Consider the following 19,165-nt stretch of genomic DNA (forward strand, 5'->3'; position numbering starts at 1 on the left):
TCACCGCCGCCGGCCTGCGACGAAGGCGACGAGGACCGCCGCGGCGATCATGAGGGTGATGTTGAACCCGTAGACCAGGGCGGCCTGTTGCGGCCAGTCGGTCTTGGCGGCCAGGCGGTAGAAGTTGTCCTGCGGCCACCACGCCACCAGCAGCCAGACGAGCGCCAGCCAGGCCGCAGTGGTCAGCGGCGCGGAACGGCCCAGCCGGGCCAGCGCCGGGCGGCCCTGCAGCAGAACCATCACGCCCAGCCCGAACGAGGCGCACTCGAAAAGGTAGAGCCCGAAGAACAGCGCTGCCCAAGGCAGCGGCACACCGGACAGGTCGGTGGAATAAGGCCAGAAGACGTTGGTGGTCGCGAAGGCGAGGAAGCCGAACAGGAGCGTGCCCCCGACCACCAGAGAACCGCTCCCAGAGGTGACGAAGCCGCTCTTGCCGCCCGCGGGCCGCTCTCCCTCCGCCACCGGCAGCGGCAGGGCCGCGATGTCGATCTCACCCTCAGGCGTGCGCGGCAACTCGGGTACCACCGCGACCACCCCGGGCAGCCGCCGCCGCGGCACGAACTCTGTCAGGAACTCCTTGATCCGCTCCCCGTCCGTCTCGCCGGCCACGACGTAGGCGATCATCTGCTCGCCCTCGACCACGACACACTCGGTCACCGCCGGGTGCCCGCGTAAGCGCTGTTCGAGCTCGCCCTCGGTCAAAGCCACCCCCGTTCGTCCTTCCCGCGATCCGGACGTCTCGGGCGCCGACGGTAGGTCGTTGCCCGTGATGTCCTGCCGCCAGGCCGCTCGGCCCGTCACCAACGGTACTCCGCTCACCGCCAACCGAGATCACCGGCTTGCCGACGGTCAGCCGGTTGCACCGCCCGGCCGGGATGCGCGTCCCGGCGCTCACTTCGCCGTGCGCCTGAGGATGCGGTGGTGCCGAGTGGGAAAATGTGAAGGTCGTCCCCTTTCAACGAAAGAGAACCATCCACATGGCCGTCATCCACCACACCTCCCTCAAGCCGACCAAGCTGGAACTGCTCACCTCCTGGCTACCCTCCAGGCCGTGGTACCAGGGGGGCGCGGGCGAGCCGGAATTGGCCAAGGCCGGCGGCTTCCGGCTGGACGACCCCCAGGGTGAGGTCGGGATCGAGTTCCTGGTGGTCACCGACACCTCCGGCACGAACCCGGCCGCCTACCTGGTGCCGCTCACCTATCGCGGTGCCCCGCTCGACGGGGCGGAGCACGCCCTCGTCGGCACCATGGAGCACGGGGTGCTGGGACGTCGCTGGGCCTACGACGGTTGCCACGACCCGGTGCTGGTCGCCCAGTTGCCGGCCCTGATCGAGGGCCGGGTCCAGGCCCAGGACCAGAACAGCAGCGACACCCCCGACCGGGAGGTCACCCGCTCCTACCTCGGCGGCGGCCCCGCCCCCACGGACTTCGCCGCCGTCGACGACCACGAGGGCACCGAGCTGTCCGCACCGGACGGTACGGCCCTCCGCCTGCACCGGGTCCTCGGTCCCGCTTCTGTCCTTCCGCCGGAGGCGACCGGCCACGTGGCCGGCTCCTGGCACATGCCGGATGGCACCCGCGCGCGGGGGCTGTTCGCCGTCCTGCGCACCAGCCCGCGCGCCTGAGGAGGGCGCCGATTCTTCCCCGATCGCACGAACCCGCGAGACGTCGTCCGCCCGGGGGTCTACCGGACGTGCGCGCGGATCCAGTCCAGCGCGGCCGAGGCCGACCTGAGGATCGAAATGTGGCCTTCGTCGGGGAAGGTCCGCAGCTCCGCCGGAGGGCAGTGCCGGCCAAGCCACCTTCCGTGCGAGCAGGGTATGACGCGGTCCTGGTCGCCGTGCATGAGCAGCGTCGGCACCGCGATCCGCGCGGGATCGAATCCCCATGGACGCACGTACGCGAGGTCGTCGTCGATCAGCCCGCCCGGGCCGCCCTCCACCGCCGGGCCGACGACAGTGCCGAACCACGACCAGTCACCTTCCAACGCGGCATGATCGGTCGGCGTGAACATCTCGGGGTCGTACTCGGCCGACACCTCGTGCCGCTCCTTGGCCGCGCGGCCCGCGCGGGCGGCGCGCAGTGAGGCCTGGCCGGAGGCGCACATGCCCGCGAACCAGTCAAGATCCTCCGCCCCGTACGGCGCCGGCCCGGACACGCTGACGGCGGCCCGCACCCGGTCCCCGAGCAGGGCAGCGCAGGCCAGGGCATGCGAGCCGCCGCCGGAGTGCCCCATGACCGCGAACCGGCCGATGCCCAGCGCGTCGGCGACCCTGGCCGTGTAACCGGCGGCCGATGCCAGGTCCCGGCCTGGCGAGGGAGTCGAGCCGCCGTACCCGGGCCGGTCGTACGACACCCAGCGGAGGCCGAGCCGCTCGGAGTCGGGGAAGAGCGGCTCCGGGGGGATCCCGATGTTGGGCGTGCCATGGTGCCAGATGACGGTCAACCGATCGGCCGCGCTGTCCGGGTGGGTGTCGTAGACGTGCAGGGTACGGCCGCCGCCGAGGTCGAGGTCAACTTCCTTCATCACGCCGCGAGCCTAACGCTCCGGGCCGGTCCAGCGGATGCACGCGTGGCGCTGGAGCTCGCCGGCGTTGAGATCTTGTTGAGGATCCGCCGACGCCCTGCGGCGGGTCGCGGATCAGGATGTGACGCTCCACGGGATCTCTTGGTCGTCCGGAGGGTGGCCGGGGTCGAGGGCCAGGCGCGCGCAGCGGCGGCCCTGGTCCCGCAGCGGATTGGTGACGGACGTGATGCCGAGCCGCCGGCCGGCCGGTGACGCGTCCCAGCCGAGGTAGGCGACCTCCGGGTGCGTCTCGTGGAGGGCCTGGTGGGCTCCCAGGGCGAGTTCGTCGCTCATGGCGATGACGAGCGCCTGGGGGGTGAGCCGGGGGGCGAGTTCCCGTGCCGCGTCGAGGCCGTCCTGCTGGGTGTTGCGGGCCACGACGGCGACCGGTGTGCTCGTCCAGCTGAGCCCGGCCTGCTCGATGGCGGCGCGATAGCCGCGCAGGCGGGCGTCGGTGACGGGGAAGGGCGCGCGTGGCGGCAGCTCGGCGCCGGTCGTCACCAGGCGTTCGCGGTCGCGATCGAGCGGGAAGGAGATCACCACGGGCGTCCGGCCGGTACGGAGCCCCTGGGCCGCGACCGCGAGCGCCGCCCGGTAGTCGTCCTGGGCGACGCACGCGATCCCCTGGCGCGGCGGGCCGCCCTGGATGACGGCGGGGCGGGGGTCGCCGGCGACCGCCGCCAGCACCGGATCGTCCTCCGCGGTGGTCCACAGCACGAAGCCGTCGACCGCCGCGGACAGCACGCGATCGGCATCGGCGGCATCGCCCCGCGTGGGGATGAAGGTGAGGCCCCGGCCCTCCTCGACGCAGACCTCCGCGACCCCGGCCAGGAACTGTGCCGCTTGGGGATCGTCGAACGCGTACGCCAGGTGCTCGCCGAAGACCACCCCGATCTGATGCGTTCGCCCGGATTTCAGCGCGCGGCCCACGGCATCGGGGCGATAGCCCAGCTCGTCGGCCGCGCGGCGCACGCGCTCGCGGGTGGCGGCCGCGACCCGCGCCGGCCGGGTGAAGGCGTAGGAGGCGGTCATGGGGGACACCCCGGCACGGGCCGCCACATCCTTCAGCGTCACGCGTCTGCGGTCGGTTGGCACGGGGCCATCCTATTTGTGTAGCGTTACACATGTGTCGACCGTGATCGCTCGCCCCGCTGCCCTGTTCCGTGCGGCCCCGTTCCTCGGCTTCGCCGGATTCGGCGTCTTCTGGGGCGTCTGGGGCGCCACCCTGCCCCTGCTGCGCGCCCAAGCCGGTGTGAGCGACGCGGAGTTCGGCGTCGTGCTGCTCTTCGTCGGCGCCGGAGCTCTGCCCGCCATGCTGCTGACCGGGCGCCTCGTCGACGTGCTCGGCCTGCGTGTCGCCGGAGTGCTGCTCGCGCTGCTGGGCGTCATGGGTGTCGTGCTCTCCGCCGCCGCGGTGAACTATGCCGCGTTGTGCGCCGGCATCCTGTTGACGGGAGCGAGTTCGGGAGCGGCCGATGTGGCGCTGAACACGCTGGCGGCGACGGTCGAGAAGCGAACCGGGCGGCCCGTCGTGACCCGTTCGCACGCGGCGTTCTCCGCCATGGTCGCGGTCTCCAGCCTGGGCGCCGGCGCGCTCACCGGGATCGCGGACAGCCTGCTGGTGAACTTCGCCGCGGGCGCCGTGGTGGTCGTGGCGCTCGGCCTGTTCGTCTTCGCCACGACGCGCCAGGCCCATGATCAGGATGCTGCCACACCTGAGGGGAAGGGCGCGCTCACGTGGTGGATCGCCCTGGTCACGGTCGGTGCGATCGGCGCGTTCGCGTTCGCGGCGGAGAACGCCTACCAGTCCTGGAGTGCCGTCCTGCTGACCGACGCGTTCACCGCCTCGCCGGCGCTGGCCGCCGTCGCGCCGGCGGCGTTCGCCACGACGGCGGCGCTGACCCGCTTCGCCACCGGCACGGTCACGTTGCGCCGCCCGATCGCCACGCTGGTCGCGGCGAGCGTGATCGCCACGGCCGGAGGCGTCCTGACGGCGTTCGCGCCCACGCTGCCGCTCGCCCTGGGCGGCATCATCGCGGCCGCCGCGGGCACCTCGGCGCTCTTTCCCACCCTGCTGTCCTACGGGCTTCGGCCCGTCCCCGACGGGTCACGGGGCCGGGCCACGTCCGCCATCTCCACGGTCGCCTATCTCGGCTACCTCGCCGGCCCGGCGTACTTCGGCCTGCTCGCCGACGCCACCGGGGTGCAGAGGACGTTTCTCGGGATCGCCGCGCTGACCGCCGTGGTGCCGGCGGCGATCCCGGCGCTGCCGGGACTCAAGCAAGCCAGGCGTGGCCGCGCCCGGAGAAGCCGAACGCCTGGACCGCCGAGATGCGGGAGCGGCTGATCGAGCTGCTGCGCGCGGCGGGCGCCGACCCGGAGGTGGGCGCCGTCGTCCTCACGGGGGCGGGGCGCGCGGATCGCGTCGTTCTGGTCGGCGTTCCTCGCTCCGGTGATCGTCGGGGGACTGGGTGTGGTGTTCACCCCGATCGGCGCGGTCCTGTTCGTCAAGGGACGACGGATCGTCCGGTAGCGGGCCTGGCTGCTGGAGCAGGGCGAGCAGGTATGGGCGGACCCGGATCGCAACCTGGTCGACCTGGACGCGGGCCCGGCCCAGCCCTGACGGACCTCGGCAGGCGGTGACGGGGCCTGCCGGCCGCGCCCTGCCCGGGGGGCGGGGGTCTGTGTGGGATTTACCTGATCGTCCAGAACCGTTCCGCCGGCGGTTTGATGGGTACGGGAAGCTGGAGCGAGGCGAGAACGACGAGGCGGTGGACGTGAAGCGGTTTACCCTTCCGGACGCGGAGCAGGTTCGTTTGCTGGACTCGACGCCGGGCCTGATGGTGGACGACAGTGACGATGACGATCCGGTGCTGCTGCGGCCTGACGGCACCCGGGTCGACACCTGGCGCGAGCACTATCCGTACCCCGAGCGGATGGATCGGCACGAGTACGACCGCGTCAAGCGGCTCCTCCAGATCGAGCTGCTGAAGCTGCAGTACTGGATCAAGGCGAACGGGGAGCGGCTGGTCATCCTGTTCGAGGGCCGGGACGCGGCCGGCAAGGGCGGCACCATCAAGCGTTTCATGGAGCATCTCAACCCGCGCGGCGCCACGGTGATCGCGCTGGAGAAGCCGTCGGAGCGCGAGCGCACCCAGTGGTACTTCCAGCGCTACATCGCTCACCTGCCCGCCGCCGGGGAGATGGTCCTGTTCGACCGTTCCTGGTACAACCGGGCCGGGGTCGAGCGGGTGATGGGCTTCTGCACCGAGGCTCGGTGCCGCGAGTTCATGCTGCAGGCGCCGCAGTTCGAGGGGGCCTTGGTGCGCGACGGCATCCGTCTGATCAAGCTCTGGTTCTCGGTGACCCGCTCGGAGCAGCGCACCCGCTTCATCATCCGCCAGGTCGATCCCGTACGGCAGTGGAAGTTGTCGCCGATGGACCTGGCCTCGCTCGACAGATGGGACGACTACACCGTCGCGAAGGAGGAGATGTTCCTCCATACCGACATCCCCGAGGCGCCCTGGACGGTGATCAAGAGCAACGACAAGAAGCGCGGCCGGGTGGAGGCCATGCGCTACGTGCTGAGCCGGTTCGACTACGACAACAAGGACGGCGAGGTGGTCGGCACCCCGGACCCGCTCATCGTCCGGTCGGCCTCCGACATCTTCGAGGAGGACCACACCGGCCCGCCCGCCTGACCGCCGACGCGGGAGGAGGCCGTCAGCCGTTGAGCGCGCTGGCGAGGGTCACTGCCGCGCTGACGAGGAGGGCCGCCAGCAGCACCTTGCGGAAGCGGTCCGCATCGATGCGCTTGAAGATCGCGTTGCCGGCGAACCATCCCAACTGCACGATGGGCACGCCCACCAGCCCGATCCACAGCGACTGGGAGTTCACCTCGCCGGCCACGGCGAAGCCGACCAGGCTGAACACGCTGGTGCCGGCGAACACCGCGGAGAGGGTGGCGCGGAATTTGGAGGGGTCATAGCCCATGCCCTGGAAGGCGGCGACCATCGGCGGCCCGTTGGTGCCGGTGGAGGTGGAGAGCGCGCCGGACAGGATGCCGACTCCCACCAGCGTGGGGACGTTTCCCGGCACCTTCACGCGCCGCCACACCATCACGGTGCAGCCCAGGACTCCGACCCCGATCAGCGCCGTGAGCACCCGCTCGGACGCCACTCCGTACACCCAGAGGCCGATCGGCAGGCCGAGCACGATGCCGACCATGGCGATCATGGCCACCTTCCACTCGGCGTGGTGACGCTGGCGTACGCCGATCGTGATGGTCATGGCCAGAGCGGACAGCGTGGTGGAGACCACGGCCGTATGAGGGTCGACCGTGAGGGCCAGCAACGGGGTGGCGACGAGGGCGTACCCGAATCCGGTCACCGCGTGCACTGTTGAAGCGATCAGAATAATCACGGCGGCAGCAAGCAGCGTCGTGGACACCTATCACATTTTGCCATAGATCTATTTCAATGATCCAGTATTGCCGGAAAATTGAGTGCGGGCGGAAGATGTTGCGGTATGTGAAGACCCGTCGGCGAATAGTCGGTGCGGCGCGTCCTTGCATTTTTGTCAAACGATGTCAATAGGAGCGAATGACATGGTCGGTCAGGAATCCGCGAACTACATCGTGAGCCCGGCACTCGACGGTGATCAGGCCGTCATTTTCGTCCCCGGTCTGGGCGGCCGGACGAAGTTCGTGGACCAGTGGAACGAGCCGGGCCGGGAACCCGTCATCCGCCGGGCCAACTGGAGCGAGCCGATGAGCGTGCCCTCCGTCGACGAGCGCGGCGCGGCGCTCGCGTCTCTTGTCGCGGACTCCGGTGCCACGGATGTGGTGCTCGTGGGTCACAGCATGGGTGGTCTGGTCTGCCTGGAGGCGGCCGGGCACCTGGAGCGACAGCTTCGCGGCGTCGTCGTCATGTGCCAGTACCCGCCGCATCGCACGCCTCTTTCGCCTCTGGCGGAGCTGCCGGACCGGGCGTTGGCCGAGGAGATCGAGGCGCCGGAACACATCATGGACACGGTGGCTCTCCCCGAGTACGCACGTCTCTGGCGCTCCGAGTACCGGCTGCTCAATCGCTATCTGGAGTCGGATCCGCGCCCCATGCTCAAGGCGCCGATCATCGCGGTCGGCGCCTCGGACGACGCGAGCTCCTGGGACACCGAGTGCCTCGATGACTGGAACCAGTACACGACGGGATCGCTGTCGGTCCACATGATCGACGGCGGCCACCAGGTCGTCGAGCGGCTGCCGTCCGAGACTCTTCGCGAATGGGTCAGGAAGGTCAGTGGCTGAACACGTCACCCGGTCAGTCGTCGTAGCTCGGTGACCAGCTCAGCCACCGTCGGGTGGTCGAAGATCACCGCGATGCCGACGTCCACGCCGAAGGCCCTGCGGATCTCCTCGACCAGCCCCACAGCGGCGAAGGAGTCGCCGCCCAGATCGAAGAAGTTCTGGTCGGGGCGGACCGACTCCACACCGAATTCGGCACACCACATCTCCGTGAGCCGGGCCTCGAGCGAGGCCCCGTCCGACGGCGCTCCGTCCGGGACCGGCCCGGGTGTCGTGGCCGACGCGCTCGGCTGCTCGTCGCCGCCGTCGTCCGGCAGGCACTCGGGGTTCTTCAGGACCGCGTCCTGCCCCGACACGGTGATCGCCACTTGCCGGTGGCCGGGCCTGCCCAGGACGCGCAGCAGCATGCTGACCCCGGTCGCGGGCGTGATCCCGTCGTCGAACGCCGGATCCTGCCCGGCGTCCACGTCTCGCTCCGCACGGCGGGTCTCGGGGGCGACCATGGATTCGTCGACGCGGCGCATGGTGAAGCCCCTGACTTCGACGGCGACGTCACCGCTGGGCGTCAGCACGTCGATGTCGGCCACGATCGTGTCCGAACCGCTCGGGCGCCGGCGGATGTGGCTGTACGCGAGGCCCGGTATCGGCCGGTGCACCACGATCGACTGGTACGCGAAGGGCGCGTGCGGAGGCTCATGGTCAGGGTCCCGTGCCAGCGACACCGCCGCGTCCAGGAGAGTGGGGTGCAGGGCATGCTCGTCGAGCTCATGGTCGAACGCCTCGGGGAAGGTGAGCACGGCGAGCTTGGTGCCGATGTCCTCCTCGGAGATCCAGATCTCCTCTCCCGGCCATCGTGGACCGATGGTGAACAGCCGGTTGTCAGGGTCGTTCACGGGTATCCGCCGCTCCGGCAGCGACGCGCGCAGCCCGTCCAGGTCCACCTCGTCCGCCCTGGCGTCCACCAGCCGGATCTCGCCCGTCGTGTGGACGCGGTAGCCGTCGGGGGACGACGAGAGCGGCGCGGTGCGGACGGTGAATCGCCACAGGTCCTCGTGCGGTTCGAAGCCGACCTCGAGCGACACGGGCTCCGGGGTCGTGATCGGCTGCCGGAAGACCATGTGGCGCAGCTGCGCAGGGTGTCCGTTCGGGCGGTCGAACGCCTCGCGGAAGGCGCGCAGGACGAAGTCGACCTGGGCCGTGCCCGGCAGCACCGGCACACCGTCCATACGGTGCTCGTCCAGGATCGGATAGTCCTCGGCCGACAGCGGGGTCGACCATCGACGTTCCTCCGTCCCCGCCCCGGAGCGCGGCTGCCGCCCTTCGCGTGCGGCCATGCCGACCTCGGCCCACGACGGCCAGTTGATCGTCGTCGAGGCGCAGCCGGTCAAGGGCTGCCGGCGCACCACCGCGTCGAGGAAGGCGTTCGCCGCGGCGTAGTCGGCGCTGCCCACCAGGCCCCTGAGCGCCGCGCGGCTGGAGAAGGCCACGAAGAAGTCGAGGTCCGCCCGGCCCCGCAGCACCTCGATCAGGGCCAACGTACCGTGGACCTTCGGCGCGAGCGTCGCCGACATCTGCTCCCGCGTCCGGAACTGGATCATGCCTCCTCCCGCCACGCCGGCGAGGTGGAACACGCCGTTGATGCCTCCGAAGGAGTCGGACGCCCGGTCGATCACGCGCCGCAGGGCAGCCACGTCGGTCACGTCGCAGGCCTCGATGCGGCACTCGGCTCCGAGCGCCCGGATCTCGGCGAGCTCGGCGTCGTGCCCGCCCGTGGCATGGCGGCCCAGCAGCAGCAGCCGTGGTTGCAGTCCGGTGCCCGCCAGGCCGCGCGCCACGGCCAGGCCGAGGCCGCCGAGTCCGCCGGTGATGACGTAGGCACCCCTGCGGCGCAGGTCGGCAGGGCCCACCCCGTCAGGGACGAACTCCCGCTCGCCGGGGACCCAGCGCCGATCCCCCCGCAGGGCGACGATCTCTGATCGCTCGGGGCCGCGCAGTTCCGCGAGCAGCCGATCGCCGGTCACGCCGCCCTGGACGTCGACGAGCTTGCACGTGGCACGGGGGTTCTCGAGCATGTAGCTCCGCAGGAGTCCGAGCAGCATGGCGCGCACCGGGTGCACGGTCTCGCCGCCCGTCACGTCCGCGGCCAGCTCGGTGACGACCAGGACGTCGCGGGCGCGCCTGTCGGGCGCCCGTCGCGCCGCTTCCTGCAGGAGCCCGACGATCCGGTGGAAACCGGTGTCGAGCTGGTCGTCGATGCCGCTCAGGTCAGGTTCGGCCAGGTCTCCGAGCTGCGTCGCGTCGATGATGAGCTCCGGGTATCGCTGCGCGTCCCCCAGCTCGTCCAGCAGTCGGACGACGTCCTCCGGGTGCCGGGGACGGATCGCGAACTCCGAGCTCCGGTCGGCCGCCCCCGAATACGCGGCACCGTGCCGCACCCGTAACGCGTCCCACCCGGCCCTGTCGAGCAGGGCGACCAGCTCGCCGGCTCGTCGCGGATCGTCGGGCAGGAACACCAGCGACCGGCCCCGGACGCCGGTGTCGCGGTGCCCGGCCGGTGCGGCCTCCACCCACGTGGGCAGCCGGAACACCGCACGGCCCGGCGGTTGTCCCGCCTCCTGGGCGGGCGGGCTGCTCGGAGCCGCCCGCTCGATCCAGTAACGCTGCCGTTGGTACGGGTAGCCCGGCAGCGGCACGCGTTCACCAGGCCCTGTCGCGGCCGGCGGCGACCAGTTCACCTCCGCGCCAAGGGTCCACAACCGGGCCAGCGCGTGGAGGAACGAGGCGCGTTCGGTGGCGCCCTTCGACGGCCCGTTCGGCAGCGTCGGCACCGCCAGGTGCCGCTTGGCGCGTACCTGGGGGTGCGAGCGGGCCAGGGTGGTGAGCGTCCGGCCGGGTCCCACCTCCACCAGCACCCGGTCACCGTCGGACAGCACGGCATCGAGCGCCTGCCCGAACAGGACGGGCCGGGTGAGTTGCCGGGTCCAGAAGTCCACGCTGCACGCCTGTGCCGCCTCCACCGGGCCACCCGTGGACGCGGAACAGAGCCTCCAGCGAGGCCGGCGTGGCTGGATGCCGTCGAAGGCCAGGCCGAACCGCTCGGCCGCGCTCGTCATGGCCGGGGTGTGGAAGGCGTGCCGCGACCTCAGCCGGGACGCGGCGAGCCCCGTCCCCGCGAGGACCTCGTCCTGGAAGCGACGCACGTCCTCCGCCGATCCGCCGACGACCGTCCGGCGGTCGCCGTTCACCACGGCGACGTTCAGGCTCCCGAAGAGCAGCGGCGACACGGTGTTCACTCCGGCCGCGACCGCCACCATCGCGCCTCGGGGTGACTCGTCCATCGCCTGGGCCCGGGCGCTCACCAGCCGTACCGCTTCCGGGAGGGTGAACACCCCGGCGAGCGCGGCGGCGGCGAGCTCCCCGATGCCGTGGCCGAGCAGCACGTCGGGCTCGATGCCCAGCGCCAGCCACAGCCGCCCCAGCGCGTACTCGACGCTGAAGAGCAGCGGCTGCGCGACCGTGGTGTCCTCCAGGCCCTCCGACGACCCCTCCCAGACCTGCCGCAGCGGCAGGCCGCCGGCGTCGAAGAGAGCGAAACACTCGTCGAGTGCCGCGCCGAACGCCGGCTCGGTGCGATGGAGCTCGGCCGCCATGCGGGGGTGCTGCGCCCCTTCTCCCGGGAACAGGAACACGGTGCTCCGCTCTGCCCGCTCCTCCGGGGTGACGGTTCGCCTCGCTTGGTCGAGCACGGCGGTAGCCGCGTCGGACATGCTCTCGACCACCACGGCGCCTCGGACCGGGTGCGGCGTGCGCCCCTTCTGCAGCGTGAACGCGACACTGGCGAGCGGGTTCGCGCTCTCCTTGAAGGATCGGGCGAGCTGCTCCGGGTAGGCCGCGGCCGCAGGCGGGGTCCGTCCCGACCACACGATCAGCTGCGTGGTTTCGGGGACCGGGGCGACCGCGCGGGCCGGTGCCTCTTCGAGGATCGCGTGCGCGTTCGTGCCGCCGATCCCGAAGGAGCTGACCCCCGCCAGACGCCGGTGGCCGGCCGATCGGGGCCAGGGCCGCAGCGTGTCGTTGACGAAGAACGGCGAGTCCCCGAGCCCGAGGAGCGGGTTCACCTCCTGGAGGTTGACGCTCGCGGGGATCTGCTCGTGGTCCAGCGACAGCGCGGCCTTGATCAGCGAGGTGATCCCTGCCGCGTGACCCAGGTGGCCCACGTTTCCCTTGATCGATCCGATGGGACACCACCCGGGCGCGAGCTCCGGCGTCGCCCGAGCACCGAACGCCTTCCTCAGCGCGGCGATCTCGATGGCGTCACCCAGCCGGGTCGCGGTGGCGTGCGCCTCCACGTACCCGAGGTCCTCGGGGCCCACGCCGGCGACCTCCATGGCCCTCAGCACGACCTCGGCCTGCCGGTCGGCGCTGGGCGCGGTGAAGCCGACCTTGTTCGCGCCGTCGTTGTTGACGGCCACGGCCCGGATCACCGCGGTGATCCGATCGCCGTCGGCCACCGCGTCGGCGAGCCGCTTGAGCACCACGACGCCGACGCCGCTGCCGAAGATCGTGCCGCTGGCCGCCGCGTCGAAGGGACGGCAGTGGCCGTCCCGGCTCAGCGGGCCGTCCTGGGCCCACCAGTACCCGTGGCCGACGGGGAACTCGACGTCGGCGCCCCCGGCCAGCGCGACGTCGCACTCGTGGAGCCGAAGCGCGTTCACGGCGAGGTGCACGGCCACGAGCGAGCTCGAACACGCGGTCTGCACGGTCATGCTGGGGCCGTGCAGGTTCAGCTTGTACGAGACCAGCGTCGACGCGCTGTCGGGGTTGTTCCACATGCCGGCCGCCATGCCGGTGGCACTCCGGAGCGCCTCCAGGTTCCCCAGGAGACGGCCGATCCCGTAGCGGTTCGCGGCGACCGACGAGAACACGCCTGCTCTACCGAGTCCGGAGGCGTCATAGCCGGCGTTCTCGACGGCGGCGTGCGCGGTCTCCAGGTACAGCCGTAGCTGCGGGTCGCACGCCTCGGCGTCGCGCCGGGTCAGGCCGAAGAACTCGGCGTCGAACAGGTCGATGCCCTCAGGTTCCGCCACTGCCCGCACGTACGCCGGGTCGGCCAGCGCTTCCCGCGACACGCCGCTCGACCGGAGCTCGTCCTCGGACGGGAAGCGCACTGCCTCTTTCCCGGCCACGAGGTTCTTCCAGAGCTGCCGGGTGTCGAGCGCCGCCGGGAACCGACCGGCCATTCCGATGATCGCGATCGGCTCAACGAGGTTGCCCATATCGTCCGCCCTCCGCTTCGCTTGCCCCCGTGCCGGAGGTCAGGTCGAGTTGTTCAGGTTTTTCCGCAGGTAATCGGCGAATGCATTCAGGGATGGGTACTGGAACACCAGCACGGGCGAGATCTCCGTTCCGAGACGAACGGAGACCTCCGACACGAAACGCATGAGGGACATCGAGGTGAAGCCGGCTTCGAAGAAGCCGCCGTCCGGGTCGATCCGGCTTCGGCCGAGAACGGACTGCGCGCTCTGGTGAAGCACCTCCTGCAGCGTCGGCGGGCGGTCCGCCGGCTTCCCCCCGTCGTTCTCCGGCAGCGAGTCACGCACCTCGATGCTCGACGGCACGACCGCGGGATCCAGACAGCCGTGGAGCACCGCACGAACCTGGTCGGCGCCCACCGCCGCCGCAGGGCTCCGTACGACGGTCAGGCGCACGGATCCCACTCCGTTGCCGTCCTCGACGAACGTCGCCACCGAGTCGAGGACGCCGGCGACCCGGGCGGCCGCGCCCTCGATCTCGTCCAGCTCCACCCGCGTGCCGTTGACCTGGACCTGCCGGTCCGCCCGCCGCACGAAGCACATCGAGCCATCCGGCAGTCGGCGGACGATGTCGCCGGTGTCGTACCAGCGCCGTCCGTCGTGGCCGGGAGCCAGCAGCGGGGTGCCGTCCGTGTAGCCGAGTGCGCAGGCGGCGGCTTCCACGTGCAGCCGGCCTTCCGGACTCTCACCGCCGGAGGCGTCGGCGGGCACGATCCTGACGGTGGCATGGCCGAGCGCGCGTCCGATGGGGATCGGGTCCTCGCTCGCGGCCCCCGTACCGGGCGGTATCCGGTGCATGCACACGACCTGCGGGGTCTCCGACGCGCCGTAGCAGTTGACGACGGTGGCATGGGGGGCGAACCGCGCCGTCGACCGCAGCGCCGCCGCCGTGAGCCGTGTTCCCACCGAGCAGACCAGCCGCAGGCTGTCGACGGGAAGCCCCGACGAGCCCGCGATGAGCTGGAGGAGGACCGGCGAGCCTTGGAGCACGGTGATGGAATGCTTCGTCAGCCAGGCCGCCATCAGCCGGGGGTCCGCGGCCGTGCGGCTGTCGGGCACGAACAACGTCGCGCCGGTGAGCCAGGGCGCGATCAGCTCCCGCAGGCTCGGGTCGTGGCCGGGTCTGCTGAGAAAGGCGACCCGATCGGATTCGTCCATGGGCAGTTCCGTGAAGAACGCCACGCCGGCGGCCTCGAAGGCCGCTCGGCCGACGACGATTCCCTTGGGCTTTCCCGTCGTGCCGGACGTGAAGAGGATATGACTGACTTCTCCCAGGTCCTCGCCAGGGAGGCGCGAGGATGCCGGCCCCTCACCGTTCCCGTCGGGGTCCAGCAGCTCCAGGCCGGCCAGGGTGGACGACGGTCCGAAGGCCGCCACGGCGCCGGTGGCCGCCAATGCCGCGCGTACCCGCTCGGGACCCCAGTCCCCAAGGATCGCCGGGACGGCGCCCGCGCTCCAGATCCCCATGATCCGCGCGACGAACTCCGGGCTGCGGTCCGCCGGCACGCCCACCACGCGGCGTTTCAGGTGGTGACCCCGCACGACGCTGCTGACGTCCTTGCTGAGCGCGGCGACCTCGCCGAAGGTGATGTCACGATCCTCGTGGACCAGGGCGACCCTGCTCAGGTCGCGGGGTGCCCGTCCGAGCAGTCCCGGCGCGGCGGTGCTGGTTGTGTCACGGACAAGGCCGGTCGGCTCGTCCACTCGGCTCACGCTTGCCTCCCTCGATCGATGTCGCGTCACAGCAGCTCATCCCACGCCGAGTGAAAGTACTTGGGGTGAGTGCTGCGTTGTTCGCGCCAGTGCTTCTTGCGGATCTCCGCCGGCGCGGAGTCGATCCGGCGGTTCGGGCGGTCTCCGGTCGTCGCCCAGGCCAGGTGCATGAGCGGGAGCACGGCCGAACCACGACGGGCCTTGCCCAGCTCCGCCCCGGCGCCGGTGACGACTCTCGACAGGCCCATCGAATAGGCGTGCTTGACGGGTTCGTAGATGGCCGCGTTGAAGTACACGAACGGGTCCGGCGCCTCGTCGTCGAGACGTCCGAAGTCCGTCACGTACAGCCGGTCATGCCAGCGGCACATGACCCCGGCGCCGACGACGCGACCCCGCACCCGGCACAGCACGGCCATCGACGAGGCGTCGCCCAGCGCGGACGAGTACGCCGACAGGCGTCGCGTGACGGTCTCCACGCTGTAGGCCATCCCGTGCTTGGCCCGCACGTTCACGATCATCGGCGCGATGGTCGTGATGGCATCACGCAGAGGGACGGTCTCGGTCGCGCAGTCCTTGGCGAAGAGGCCCACCTCCCTGCGGACGCTGGTGCGGGTGTTGCGGGGCAGCGTCGCCAGGTAGTCCTCGAAGCCCCCGCCGGGGAGCTCCAGCTCGGTCTGCGCGACGCTCGCCAATCGGTGGTGGTCTCCGCCGCCGATGACCGGCGCGAGGTCTCGCCATGCGGAGGGGTCGAGGAACAGGAAGAAGGTGTACGGGAGCCCCCGGTCGACCGCGACGGCGCAGGCGGCATCCCGAAGTGCGCGCAGGACCTCCGTCCTGGTCGAACCCGGCAGAGCGCGGTCCACGATGAGCCGCGTGCCGAATCCCGCGCAGGAACCGGCCAGCAGCCCGAGTCGATGCGAACCCGCGGTGTGCAGAAGGTCCTGGAAGTGGAGCTCCGGCCAGTACAGGTAGTCACCGCGGCTGGGGAGTGAGTCATAGAGGGGGAGGGCACCGAGGATGCGAGGGTGCCCGGGTCGTCGGGCGATCAGGTACGTGACGGGTGCGTCACCGGATTGTTCCAGAGCCAGCAGCCACGCACGGCTCTGGAACATGTCCAGCGGGTCGGCGACGTCATCCCAGACACGCCCGGCGACGTCGCCCAGGGAGGGGACGTGCTCGACCGTCACGAGCTCGGGCACTTCTGGCGGCATATCCGGAATTTCGTGATACGTCATCGGAAGTCACACGGTCAGTCGGCCCCGTGATGGAGCCATTCGAGCAAGTCCGGCTCCGCGAGCTCGACGATCCGGCGGTCGTAGTGTGCTCGGTCCTCGTCGGTGAGGAACTGCTGCCATTGACCCGACTTGCCGCTGCGGAAAAAGCGTTCGCGGTCGCGGATGTAGCCCAGCTGCTCGTCGGGTGCGAGTTCGGCCGCGCGATTCCGCATCTGCTGGAACGTGGCGGCCTCGACCAGCTCCGGCCACCTGCTCTCGTCGATCTCGATGTCAAGTCGTTCGGCGAGCCGTCGCATCTGGCCGGGGAGGTCTTCGGAGAGTTCGGCGTAGTGCAGCAGGATGACGTTCGGCTGCGCGCGGCGAATCCACGCGCGGCTCTGCGTCCAGATCAGCGCACGCAGGGAGTCGAGGTTGTCGTGCGGTGAGTCGTCGTTGTCCACCCAGCGTAATAAATACGACCGTTCGTCGAGGAAGTCCCTCTCGTCGTGACCGTTGACCGGGGGGTCGGTCGCCCCGCCGTTGGGGTGGGCGGCCTGGTGGATCAGACGACGGATCACCTCACGTTTGAGGTTCTTGCCGTGGCTGCGCAGGGAGATGGCGACATCGCGCGGATCCCGCCCCACCGTGATGTAGGTGACCTGCGGATCGGTCGGGATGCCGTCGAGCGGGATGTGGGTCTTGATGAAACGGCGGTGGTGCTGCGCGGCCAGGTGGTCCCAGACCTCCTGCTTCGGACGTACGAGCATGTCGATCCACGGTGAGAGGCTCGACAGCGGCGCGGGAAGTTGGGGCGTCTGGAGGACCAGGAGCGCGCAGATCATCTGGGTCCAGGTGGTGCCGCACTTCGCAGGTGAATTGATGACGATGTCGCCGGGCCGGAATTCGAACCCGTCCCACCGGGAGCTGTCCTCCATCGGTGTGAGGTAACGAGCTAGATGCGTCGTCATTTGTGTGAGTTTAATCACTGGACGGGAGTTAAGGAAGGTATGTGATTGTCTGTGTGCATTCTGTAAAAGGTCCAGCAAATTGGTTACATTACCGATCTGACTGCACGGGAATTTTTTGGACGCAGCGAAACTCCCGGCGGGACATGCGCACCCCTCATAACTCCACATGAAAGTCCAGGCCATGGGTCAGGTCATCGCGCATTTCCATAAGGGCTCTTATGGAAATGGGCATTGGCGTCTGACTCGCCGACGGCTTTACCTTGCTGGATGAGTGCTCACCAGCCGCGCAGGGAGTAGGCGGTCACCCCCTCGGGCAGGTCGGCGACGCGAGACAGCGCACCGGTCTTGATGTTCCAGCCGAGCAGCCTGTGCCCGCTCTCGATGATCACCGTGTCCTGGCTGATCCAGCCGCGCACGGGGCAGCCGCCCTTCCCGCACCTCTTGTCCGGAGAGTCGCCCCAGGGCAGGAACAGCGTCCTGATCACATGTCCCGTGTCGGCGTCGGCCACGACGACCACGTCGGCTCCCTCTCCCTGGTCGTGGTCGGCGAACGCGGACCTGGCGACGAGGTTGCCGCGCTGCCATCCGTGGTTGCCCAGGACGCCCACGGGCATGGTGCCCTCGTTGGTGAGGCCCCGGACGTCCAGCATCACTTCCGACCCGCCCTCCTGGATGACCGTCCACCCGCCTTTGTCGGGCGAGGCGATCCTGAGGTCGCGATAGCCCGCGACACCCGTGAAGCCCTTGTACGGCTGCCGCCGCACCTTCCCCGTCGCCAGGTCGAGCAGGTAATTGGCCTTCTCCTGCTCGACGAGGAGTTGATCGCCGCGCCAGAGCACCACCTCGTTGAACCCCGGCACCGGGTAGCGCCTGGTCTGGCCGATCACGAGGTCGACGACCACCACCTCGTCCTTCTGCGGAAAGGCGGCCATCGTCCCGTCGGGGGAGAGCGAGTTGGGGTTCAGCGGCGTCCCGCCGTTGCCGGCCGAGTCCACCGGATCGTCCAGCTTCACATCGAGCGCGATGCGGCCGCCGGACTTCATCAGGTAGATCCGCCCGTCGCCGAACTCGGCCAGCGCCAGGACGGGTCCGGAAACCGCGGTCACGACGGGGAGATCGGCCCACCTCTCCGGCAGGTCGGTGGCCAGTTCGGGCAGCCCCGCCTCACCGCTGGGCGGCGGCGCCGTGTCCATGGCAGGGGTCGGCGCGGTCGTGGGCGTGGAGGTGAGGCTGGGATACACGGTGATGCCGCGCTCGACCGGCTCGGGGGACACGACGATCTCCACCACGACGAGCGCGGTGACCGTCGCGGCCACCGCGGCCACCGCCCACCGGCGGCGGGCGCGGCCCCGCGTTCCCTGCCGCCACAGCTCGCCGGCGTGGGACGGCCCCTCAGGCAGACTCTCGGCGAGATCGTCGAAGAGCTCCCGCAGCCTCTGGTCCGTCATATCAACACCTCATCCAGCTCGGGAGCGACCTCGCGCAACCGCTTCAGGGCCGCGTGCGTCTGGCTCTTCACCGTCCCGGGCGAGATCCGGAGGATCGCGGCGACCTCTCCGACGGGCAGATCCTCGTAGAAGCGCAGCACCAGCACCGCCCGCTGCTTCACCGGCAGCCTGGCCAGCGCGCGGGCGAACACCACCTTCAGGTCCGACGCTCCCGAGGTGTCGTGATCCGCCTGGTCGGGCGGCTCCCCGTAGGCGAACTCCCGCCGCCTGCGCCAGCTGGACGCCACGTCCCTGTACAGGGTGGTACGCACGTAGTTGACCGGATCGGTGTGCACCTTCGACCAGCGGCGCGCCAGCTTGATCAGGGCTTCCTGGAGCACGTCCTCGGCCAGATGCCTGTCACCGCTGATGAGGATGGCGGCACGCAGCAGCCGCGGGTGCCAGGCGGTGACGAAGGCCTCGAACGCCTCGGAGTCCGTCATATAGACAAGACGCCCGGGGGGCGGCGAACGGTTGGGGTCTTCGCGAAATCCGCCGTACGAGATCGACGAGACGGCACGTCGCCTGACATTCCCGGCGGTTGTTTCGTCGGACTACTCGGACACCGGGCCGCAAGGCTCGAACACCGCGTTCCTCAAGCGA

14 protein-coding genes are annotated in these 19,165 nt (G+C 70.4%); 4 read left to right on the forward strand and 10 right to left on the reverse strand.

Annotation, left to right across the window (positions count from 1 at the left end; all coding sequences use genetic code 11):
• Nucleotides 1-708: a hypothetical protein gene (locus ACIBQ1_RS40350; RefSeq protein ID WP_397285402.1), complete on the reverse strand. Its 708-nt coding sequence runs from the start codon at nucleotides 706-708 to the stop codon at nucleotides 1-3.
• Nucleotides 709-977: 269 nt separating this feature from the next.
• Here ACIBQ1_RS40350 and ACIBQ1_RS40355 point away from each other — a divergent pair, with 269 nt between their 5' ends.
• Nucleotides 978-1,625 carry a 1,4-alpha-glucan branching protein gene (locus tag ACIBQ1_RS40355; RefSeq protein WP_397285404.1) on the forward strand — a complete coding sequence of 216 codons (648 nt, stop codon included), beginning with the start codon at nucleotides 978-980 and terminating at the stop codon, nucleotides 1,623-1,625.
• A 59-nt stretch (nucleotides 1,626-1,684) separates the two neighbouring features.
• Here the strand turns inward: ACIBQ1_RS40355 and ACIBQ1_RS40360 are convergent, their stop codons facing one another.
• On the reverse strand, nucleotides 1,685-2,527 hold the full coding sequence (locus ACIBQ1_RS40360) for an alpha/beta fold hydrolase (protein WP_397285657.1): 843 nt from the start codon (nucleotides 2,525-2,527) through the stop codon (nucleotides 1,685-1,687).
• 114 nt (nucleotides 2,528-2,641) lie between these two features.
• Complete coding sequence (locus tag ACIBQ1_RS40365; RefSeq protein WP_397285406.1) at nucleotides 2,642-3,640, reverse strand: LacI family DNA-binding transcriptional regulator; 999 nt, start codon at nucleotides 3,638-3,640, stop codon at nucleotides 2,642-2,644.
• A 52-nt stretch (nucleotides 3,641-3,692) separates the two neighbouring features.
• On the opposite strand from ACIBQ1_RS40365, the gene ACIBQ1_RS40370 reads away from it, so the two are divergent.
• Nucleotides 3,693-4,913 (forward strand): MFS transporter, encoded by a 1,221-nt coding sequence (locus tag ACIBQ1_RS40370; RefSeq protein WP_397285408.1) that lies wholly within the window; start codon nucleotides 3,693-3,695, stop codon nucleotides 4,911-4,913.
• A 430-nt stretch (nucleotides 4,914-5,343) separates the two neighbouring features.
• Nucleotides 5,344-6,267, forward strand: coding sequence for a polyphosphate kinase 2 (ppk2, locus tag ACIBQ1_RS40375; protein WP_397285410.1), 924 nt, complete (start codon nucleotides 5,344-5,346; stop codon nucleotides 6,265-6,267).
• A 22-nt stretch (nucleotides 6,268-6,289) separates the two neighbouring features.
• On the opposite strand, the gene ACIBQ1_RS40380 is transcribed toward ppk2, so the two are convergent.
• Entirely contained in the window at nucleotides 6,290-7,015 is a 726-nt protein-coding gene (locus ACIBQ1_RS40380) for a sulfite exporter TauE/SafE family protein (RefSeq protein ID WP_397285412.1), read from the reverse strand.
• Between the two features lie 157 nt (nucleotides 7,016-7,172).
• Between ACIBQ1_RS40380 and ACIBQ1_RS40385 the strand changes: the two genes are divergently transcribed.
• Entirely contained in the window at nucleotides 7,173-7,871 is a 699-nt protein-coding gene (locus ACIBQ1_RS40385; protein ID WP_397285414.1) for a thioesterase II family protein, read from the forward strand.
• A gap of 5 nt (nucleotides 7,872-7,876) precedes the next feature.
• Here ACIBQ1_RS40385 and ACIBQ1_RS40390 read toward each other — a convergent pair whose 3' ends face one another.
• From ACIBQ1_RS40390 to ACIBQ1_RS40415, 6 genes are all read right to left on the reverse strand, one after another.
• Nucleotides 7,877-13,144 (reverse strand): SDR family NAD(P)-dependent oxidoreductase, encoded by a 5,268-nt coding sequence (locus ACIBQ1_RS40390; RefSeq protein WP_397285416.1) that lies wholly within the window; start codon nucleotides 13,142-13,144, stop codon nucleotides 7,877-7,879.
• A gap of 39 nt (nucleotides 13,145-13,183) precedes the next feature.
• The gene (locus tag ACIBQ1_RS40395) at nucleotides 13,184-14,893 is read right to left on the reverse strand and encodes an AMP-binding protein (protein ID WP_397285418.1); all 1,710 of its coding nucleotides are present in this window, start codon (nucleotides 14,891-14,893) and stop codon (nucleotides 13,184-13,186) included.
• Nucleotides 14,894-14,919: 26 nt separating this feature from the next.
• Entirely contained in the window at nucleotides 14,920-16,092 is a 1,173-nt protein-coding gene (locus tag ACIBQ1_RS40400; RefSeq protein ID WP_397285420.1) for a peptidogalycan biosysnthesis protein, read from the reverse strand.
• 50 nt (nucleotides 16,093-16,142) lie between these two features.
• A complete protein-coding gene (locus tag ACIBQ1_RS40405) occupies nucleotides 16,143-17,075 on the reverse strand; it encodes a sulfotransferase domain-containing protein (protein ID WP_397285422.1) in 933 nt (310 codons plus the stop codon).
• A gap of 275 nt (nucleotides 17,076-17,350) precedes the next feature.
• Nucleotides 17,351-18,523: a hypothetical protein gene (locus ACIBQ1_RS40410; protein ID WP_397285424.1), complete on the reverse strand. Its 1,173-nt coding sequence runs from the start codon at nucleotides 18,521-18,523 to the stop codon at nucleotides 17,351-17,353.
• Nucleotides 18,520-19,005, reverse strand: a complete 486-nt coding sequence (locus tag ACIBQ1_RS40415; protein WP_397285426.1) for a SigE family RNA polymerase sigma factor — start codon at nucleotides 19,003-19,005, stop codon at nucleotides 18,520-18,522. The genes ACIBQ1_RS40410 and ACIBQ1_RS40415 overlap by 4 nt, the downstream gene beginning before the upstream one ends.
• Nucleotides 19,006-19,165: the final 160 nt, after the last annotated feature.

Origin of the sequence: Nonomuraea sp. NPDC050153, from assembly GCF_044460125.1 — a bacterium.
GTDB lineage: Bacteria > Actinomycetota > Actinomycetes > Streptosporangiales > Streptosporangiaceae > Nonomuraea.

Bases quoted from the DNA above. Each gene is read 5' to 3' on its own strand.
- ACIBQ1_RS40405 (WP_397285422.1), bottom strand. From the start codon at position 17,075: ATGACGACGCATCTAGCTCGTTACCTCACACCGATGGAGGACAGCTCC.
- ACIBQ1_RS40390 (WP_397285416.1), bottom strand. From the start codon at position 13,144: ATGGGCAACCTCGTTGAGCCGATCGCGATCATCGGAATGGCCGGTCGG.
- ACIBQ1_RS40360 (WP_397285657.1), bottom strand. From the start codon at position 2,527: ATGAAGGAAGTTGACCTCGACCTCGGCGGCGGCCGTACCCTGCACGTC.
- ACIBQ1_RS40410 (WP_397285424.1), bottom strand. From the start codon at position 18,523: ATGACGGACCAGAGGCTGCGGGAGCTCTTCGACGATCTCGCCGAGAGT.
- ACIBQ1_RS40355 (WP_397285404.1), top strand. From the start codon at position 978: ATGGCCGTCATCCACCACACCTCCCTCAAGCCGACCAAGCTGGAACTG.
- ACIBQ1_RS40385 (WP_397285414.1), top strand. From the start codon at position 7,173: ATGGTCGGTCAGGAATCCGCGAACTACATCGTGAGCCCGGCACTCGAC.
- ACIBQ1_RS40415 (WP_397285426.1), bottom strand. From the start codon at position 19,005: ATGACGGACTCCGAGGCGTTCGAGGCCTTCGTCACCGCCTGGCACCCG.